This window comes from Paenibacillus sp. (genome assembly GCF_035645235.1).
Classification (GTDB): Bacteria; Bacillota; Bacilli; order Paenibacillales; family YIM-B00363; genus Paenibacillus_AE.
In genome coordinates this window covers 1-6935 of the sequence record NZ_DASQMZ010000082.1, presented here as the reverse complement: position 1 = coordinate 6935, position 6935 = coordinate 1, and the positions used below count along the sequence as shown (strand labels likewise).

At 68.6% G+C, this 6935-nt stretch carries 4 protein-coding genes; 3 read left to right on the top strand and 1 reads right to left on the bottom strand.

Features of this window, described 5'->3' with window-relative positions; all coding sequences use genetic code 11:
* Nucleotides 1–309, bottom strand: a 309-nt coding sequence (locus tag VEZ38_RS07770) for an electron transfer flavoprotein subunit beta/FixA family protein (RefSeq protein ID WP_414694681.1), incomplete at its 3' end; no start/stop codon positions are given.
* A 213-nt stretch (nt 310–522) separates the two neighbouring features.
* On the opposite strand from VEZ38_RS07770, the gene VEZ38_RS07765 reads away from it, so the two are divergent.
* From VEZ38_RS07765 to VEZ38_RS07755, 3 genes are all read left to right on the top strand, one after another.
* Entirely contained in the window at nt 523–2772 is a 2250-nt protein-coding gene (locus VEZ38_RS07765; RefSeq protein ID WP_324892782.1) for a (Fe-S)-binding protein, read from the top strand.
* 300 nt (nt 2773–3072) lie between these two features.
* Nucleotides 3073–5409, top strand: a complete 2337-nt coding sequence (locus tag VEZ38_RS07760) for a 3-hydroxyacyl-CoA dehydrogenase/enoyl-CoA hydratase family protein (RefSeq protein ID WP_324892781.1) — start codon at nt 3073–3075, stop codon at nt 5407–5409.
* 76 nt (nt 5410–5485) lie between these two features.
* Entirely contained in the window at nt 5486–6691 is a 1206-nt protein-coding gene (locus tag VEZ38_RS07755; protein ID WP_324892780.1) for an acetyl-CoA C-acyltransferase, read from the top strand.
* Nucleotides 6692–6935 lie beyond the last annotated feature (244 nt).

Here is a 6935-nt window from a genome sequence, read left to right as displayed (position 1 = left end):
CAGCGCCGCCAGCGCGCGCGACACGGCGTAGGCGTCGTCCGCGATGCGCGGGTCGTCGACGAGCACCGCCTCGTCGGCGCCCATCGCGAGCGCGGCGCGCAGCGCCTCGCCGACGCGCGCCGGCCCGACGGAGACGACCGTCACCTTGCCGCCGCCCGCCGCGTCCCGTAGCAAAATGCCTTGCTCGACCGCATATTCGTCGTAAGGATTCATGACAAACTTTACGCCGTCCTCCGAGACGGCGCCGCCGTCGAGTACGATGCGCTCCTCCGTATCGAACGTCTGCTTCACCAACACCACAATGTTCATCGGTTACGCCTCCAGTCCGTCCGTATTTCTCACTCATACCCTATGGCGCGCCACATAATTTTAGAAGGAGCCGCGTATCATCGTGGTATACGAAATTTTGTAAGCGCTTACTAGCATGTCCACCGAATTCGCCCGAGCCTTCGTCCGCTCGCCGGACGCGCGGGGCGCGGACGCAGGCGAAGCGGAGGCAGTCACGAAAGGGGGAGGTTCGCCATGATTTGGACGGTGGTCAACAGCCTGGCCTTCCTCGGGGTCACGGGGGCGGCGCTGTATTTGTTTTACCGCGTCGTGTACCACCGGTACTTGTATTTGCGTCTGGGGCAGCCGGTCGACGGGAAGTCGCTCGCCGGCGCGGCGAAGGAGGCGGTCGGCCGGGGGCTGAAGACGTTCGCGGCCGAGACGTTCGGCCAGACGAAGCTGCTGAAGGACCGGCGAAGCGGCGCGATGCATGTCGTCATTTTCTATGGCTTCATCATCTTGCAGTTCGGCGCGCTCGATATCGTATGGCGGGGGCTGGCCGGCTCGCCGCTGCCGCTGCCGGGCTATCCCGCGTTCGAGCTGCTGCAGGAGACGACGGTGGCGCTCGTGCTGCTGGCGATGGGGTACGCGACCTACCGCAGGTACGTGGAGCGGTTGAAAAGGCTTCGCCGCGGCTGGAAGCCCAGCCTCGTCACGTGGTTTATTTTCGCCCTTATGGCGTCCGTGCTGTTCACGCTCGCCTTCGACCGGCTGCGGCACGGCGAAGCGGCGGCCTGGACGGCGCCGATCGGCTCGGCGCTCGCGGCGCGGCTCGGCGGCGAGGCGGCGGCCGGCAGCTTATATGCGACGGTAGGCTTCTACGTCTCCTGGTGGGCGCATCTGCTCATCCTGCTCGCGTTTCTTGTTTACGTGCCGCAGTCGAAGCATTTCCACATTATTACTGCGCCGATCAACGTGCTGCTCAAGAAGACGACGCCGGTCGGCCGGCTCGCCAAGCTCGATCTCGAGGACGAAACCGCGGAGACGTTCGGCGTCGGCGCGGTCGAGCAGTTCACGCAGAAGCAGATGCTGGACTTCTACGCCTGCGTCGAGTGCGGCCGCTGCACGAACGTCTGCCCGGCGGCGAGCACCGGCAAGCTGCTGTCGCCGATGCACATGATCGCAAAGCTGAGAGACCACCTCGTCGAAAAGGGGGCCGCCGTCACCTCCAAATCTCCCTGGGTGCCTTGGACGTCTTCCGCCGCGGTCGGCGCGCACGCGATGGCGGCGGGCGTCTCGGCCGGGCCGCCGCCCGCCGGCGCCGTCGTCGACATCGGCCCGACGATGGCCGCGCAGCAGGCGGGATGGACCGTCGTGCCGGACGCCGCCCCCGAGGAGGTCCCGCTCATCGGCGGCGTCATGACGGAGGAGGAAATTTGGGCGTGCACGACGTGCCGCAATTGCGAGGATCAATGCCCGGTCGACAACGAGCACGTCGACAAGATCGTCGACCTGCGGCGGCACCTCGTGCTGATGGAAGGACGGATGCCGGCCGACGGGCAGCGCGCGATGACGAACATCGAGCGGCAGGGCAACCCGTGGGGCCTCTCCCGCGCCGACCGCGCCAAGTGGATCGCCGAGCTTGCGCCCGCCGCGCCGCCGCCTGACGCCGCCGCCCCGCCGCCTGACGCCGCCGCGGCGGCGTCCCTTCCCCGGCCCGGGCCGGACCCCCTCCTCGCCGTGCCGACGGTCAAGGAGCGCCCCGACTTCGAGTACTTGTTTTTCGTGGGCTCCATGGGCTCTTACGACAACCGGGCGAAGAAGGTGTCGCGAGCGTTCGTCCGGCTGCTCAACGCGGCGGGCGTCCGCTTCGCCGTGCTCGGCAACGAGGAGAAGGGCTCCGGCGACACGCCGCGGCGGATGGGCAACGAGATGCTATTTCAGCAGCTCGCCGCCGAAAACATCGCGTTATTCGAGAAGTACGGCGTGAAGCGGATCGTGACCGCCTGTCCGCACACGTACAACACGCTGAAGAACGAGTACCCGGACTTCGGGCTGCCGGGGGACGTGGAGGTGCTGCACCATACGGAGCTGCTGGCGTCGCTCGTCGCGGCGGGGCGGCTGACGCCGAAGACGCCGGTGCGGGAGCGGGTGACGTACCATGACTCCTGCTATCTCGGCCGCTACAACGGCGTCTACGAGGCGCCGCGCGACGTGCTGCGCGCGATTCCCGGCGTGGAGCTCGCCGAGATGGAGCGCAGCCGCGAGAACGGCATGTGCTGCGGCGCGGGCGGCGGGCGCATGTGGATGGAAGAGACGCAAGGCAAGCGCGTCAACGTCGCCCGCACGGAGCAGGCGCTCGCGGTGCGGCCGACCGTCGTCGCCTCCGCCTGCCCGTACTGCCTCACGATGGTGGAGGACGGCGCGAAGCTGCTCGACGCGGAGGACGCGGTGAAAGCGCGCGACATCGCCGAGCTGCTCGAAGCGTCGGTCCTCGGCGCATAAGGAGGGCGACGAACCGTCGGAGCCGTTGTCCGCCCCTGGCGAGCTCCGCCTCCTTGGAAGCGGCCCCTCGGCCGCGCCTCCAAGGCGGTCGGTGCGAAACATTCCGCGATCGCGGGAACCGGTCGATTTGTCCGACATGTCCAACGTCCCCGCCGCGGAAACGCCGGAATTTATAGGGGGGTGGGAGCATTTTCCGAAGAAACGGTGTCGTTCGCTTGTCCAAACTGTCCAAAAAACCGCCAAGGGTTGCAAACGTTCGTTTTTCGGTACTCCGACTCTAGTGAAGGAGGTTGAGGCTGCATGGCATTTACGTTCAGGAAGGCGGCGGTCATCGGCTCCGGCGTCATGGGTTCGGGCATCGCGGCGCATTTGGCGAACGCGGGCATCCCGACGCTGCTGCTCGACGTGAAGCGGGAATACGCCGAGCAGGCGATCGTCCGGCTCGCGAAGACGAATCCGGCGCCGCTGTTTCGCCCCGCGTACGCGTCGTTGATCGAGCCGGGCGAGCTGGACGCGGCGCTGCCTCGGCTCGCCGGCGTCGATTGGATCGTCGAGGTCGTGACGGAGCGGCTCGACGTGAAGCGCGAGCTGCTGGCGCGCATCGAGACGGTGCGCGAGGGCGGGACGATCGTGTCGACGAACACGTCGGGCATTTCCGTGAACGCGATGGTCGAAGGGAGGGGGGAGGCGTTTCGGAGGCATTTTCTAGGGACGCATTTCTTTAATCCGCCGCGGTACATGAAGCTGCTCGAGCTCGTGCCGGCGGCGGACACCGATCCGGAGGTCGTCCGGTTCATGCGCGGCTTCTGCGAGAAGCGTCTTGGGAAAGGCGTCGTGCTCGCCAAGGATACGCCGAATTTCATCGCGAACCGGATCGGCACGTACGGGCTGCTCGCGACGCTGAAGGAAATGGAGCGGGGCGGCTATACGGTCGAGGAGGTCGACGCCGTCACCGGGCCCGCGATGGGGCGGCCGAAGAGCGCGACGTTCCGGACGCTCGACCTCGTCGGGCTCGACACGTTCGCGCATGTGGCCGGCAACGTGCGGGACCGTTCGGGCGACGCGGCGGAGCGGGAGGCGTTCGAGACGCCGGCGGCGCTTCGCGCGCTCGTCGAGCGCGGCTGGCTCGGGGAGAAGTCGGGGCAGGGCTTCTACAAGAAAATCAAGGGGCCGCAGGGGAGCGTCATTCAGGCGCTCGATCTGGCGACGCTGTCGTACGCGGACGCGCGGAAGCCGGCCGGCGGGTCGCTCGAGGCGGCGAAGCAGGCGAAGGGCGCGCGCGGGAAGCTGAAGGCGCTGCTCGGCGCGGGCGATCGGTATTCGAAGCTTGCGTGGAACGTGCTCGCGCCGGTGCTGCTCTACGCCGCGGAGAAAGTCGGGGAGATCGCGGACACGATCGCCGACCTGGACGACGCGATGCGGTGGGGCTTCAACTGGGAGCTCGGGCCGTTCGAGACGTGGGACGCCATCGGCGTGCGCGCCTCCGTCGAACGGATGAAGGCGGAGGGGCGCGCGATTCCGGCCTGGGTGGAGGCGTGGCTCGCGGCGGGCAACGAGAGCTTCTACCGGACGGACGGCGCGAAGCGGTTCTTCGTGCGCGCCGGGGCGTACGAGGAGCGCGCCGCGGCGAAGGAGGCGATGTCGCTGCGCGCGCGCAAGGCGGATCCGGCGAACGTCGTGATCTCGAACGCGGGCGCGTCGCTCGTCGACCTTGGCGACGACGTCGCCTGCCTCGAGTTCCATTCGCCGAACAACGCGATCGGCGGCGACATCTTGACGATGATCCAGCGTTCCGTCGACGAGGTGCGCCGCAACTGGCGGGGGCTCGTCGTGGCGAACGAGGGACGAAACTTCTGCGTCGGGGCGAATCTGATGCTGCTGCTTATGGAGGCGCAGGACGAAGAATGGGAGGAAGTCGATCGCATCATCCGCCTGTTCCAGGACGCGATGATGTCGCTGAAGCGGCTCGAGCGGCCCGTGGTGGCGGCGCCGCACCGAATGACGCTCGGCGGCGGGGTGGAGGCGTGCCTGCCGGCCGACGCGATTCTGTTCGCGTCCGAGACGTACTTCGGCCTCGTCGAAACCGGCGTCGGCCTCATTCCGGCGGGCGGCGGCTGCAAGGAGCTTGCCGCACGCATCGCGGCCGCTGCGCCGTCGGCGGACGCGGATTTGCAGCCGGCGACCAACGCCGCCTTCGAGACGGTCGCGCTCGCGAAGGTAACGACGAGCGGCGCGAACGCGCTTGATCTCGGTTATATGCGCGCGGGCGATCGGGTCGTTATGAACGACGATCATCGCATGTACGAGGCGAAGCGGCTCGTGCTGACGCTCGACGAAGCGGGCTACGCGCCTCCGATGCCGCAGCCGATCCGCGTCGTCGGGCGCGACGGCGCCGCGGTGCTGCGCATGGGCGCCTACGGAATGCGGCAGGGCGGGTTTATTAGCGATCACGATTTGCTGATCGCCGGCAAGCTCGCGCATGTGCTCACGGGCGGGGACGCGCCCGCGGGAGCGCTCGTGAGCGAGCAATACATGCTCGATCTCGAGCGGGAGGCGTTCCTCAGCCTGTGCGGGGAGCCGAAGACGCAGGCGCGCATGCAGCACATGCTGACCAAGGGCAAGCCGCTTCGCAACTGAGGGAGCGCGGCCGTCGGGCTTCGTCGTTCCCCGTTCGAGGCTCCACGCAATCACATAGCAGGAGGTGACCGGCTAGATGCCTACCATGAATCGGAACGGCCGCGACGCCGTCGTTGTGTCGATCGCCCGCACGGCGGTCGGCCGCGCCAAGAAGGGAAGCCTCGCCCAAACGCGGGCCGAGGATCTCGGCGTCGCCGCGATGAACGCCGCCATGGCGCGGGCGCCCGGGATCGCGAAAGCCGACGTCGAGGACATCATTATCGGCTGCGCGATGCCCGAGGGCGAGCAAGGGCTCAACTTCGCCCGCATTATGTCGCTGTACGCGGGCTTTCCGGCGACGGTGCCGGCGATTACGATCAACCGGTTTTGCTCGTCGGGGCTGCAGTCGATCGCCTTCGCGGCGGAGCGCGTCATGCTCGGCGCGGCCGACGTCGTGCTCGCCGGCGGCGTCGAAAGCATGAGCCACGTGCCGATGGCGGGCTTTAAGCCCGCGCCGCATCCGGACATCGTCGCCGCGATGCCCGAGGTGTATATGAGCATGGGGCACACGGCGGAGGAGGTCGCGCGCCGGTTCGGCGTATCGCGCGAGGACCAGGACGCCTTCGCCGTCGCGTCGCATCGGAAGGCGGCGGACGCGATCCGGCGCGGCGCGTTCCGCGACGAGATCGCGCCGGTGACGGCGCGCCTCGGCGGCGTCGACGCGAACGGGCGGCCGACGACGCGCGAGTTCGTCTTCGACGTCGACGAGGGCGTGCGCCCGGAGACGTCGATGGAGGCGCTGGCGGCGCTGCGGCCCGCGTTCGCGGCCGGCGGCACCGTCACCGCCGGCAACGCGTCGCAGACGAGCGACGGCGCCGCCGCCGCGCTCGTCGTCAGCCGCGCCCGCGCCGAGGCGCTCGGCCTTGCGCCGCTCGCGACGTTCCGCGCGTTCGCGCTGGCCGGCGTCGACCCCGAAATTATGGGGGTCGGGCCGGTCGAGGCGATCCCGAAGGCGCTGCGCATGGCGGGGCTGTCCGTCGTCGACGTCGACCTGTTCGAAATCAACGAGGCGTTCGCCGCGCAGGCGGTGCACGTCGTGCGCGCGCTCGAGCTTGATCCGGAGAGGGTCAACGTCAACGGCGGCGCGATCGCCCTCGGCCATCCGCTCGGCTGCACCGGAACGAAGCTGTCCGCGACGCTCATCTACGAGCTCCGCCGTCGGGGCGGGGGCATCGGCGTCGTGTCGATGTGCATCGGCGGCGGCATGGGCGCGGCCGGCGTGTTCGAGGTGCACGCGCCGTAAAGGCTCCGCAGGGGGCCGAACCGAGCCGAGTTACCGGAGAACTCCGGTAACTGCGCCCGCAAGGCGCCGTAACGGCGCCGCAACCACGAAGCAGATGGGAGGACGACGATATGAGCGAGACGATAGAACGCAACGCCGACCGGGCGCGCATCGCCGGGGGGAGCTTCGTCATCGACGACGCGCCGCCGGGGGCGGTGACGACGCCGGAGGATTTCTCCGAGGAGCAGCGCATGTTCGCCGAGAC

Excerpts from the sequence above, each read along its gene's own strand:
- VEZ38_RS07755 (WP_324892780.1), top strand. The coding sequence starts at position 5,486 with ATGCCTACCATGAATCGGAACGGCCGCGACGCCGTCGTTGTGTCGATC.
- VEZ38_RS07765 (WP_324892782.1), top strand. The coding sequence starts at position 523 with ATGATTTGGACGGTGGTCAACAGCCTGGCCTTCCTCGGGGTCACGGGG.
- VEZ38_RS07760 (WP_324892781.1), top strand. The coding sequence starts at position 3,073 with ATGGCATTTACGTTCAGGAAGGCGGCGGTCATCGGCTCCGGCGTCATG.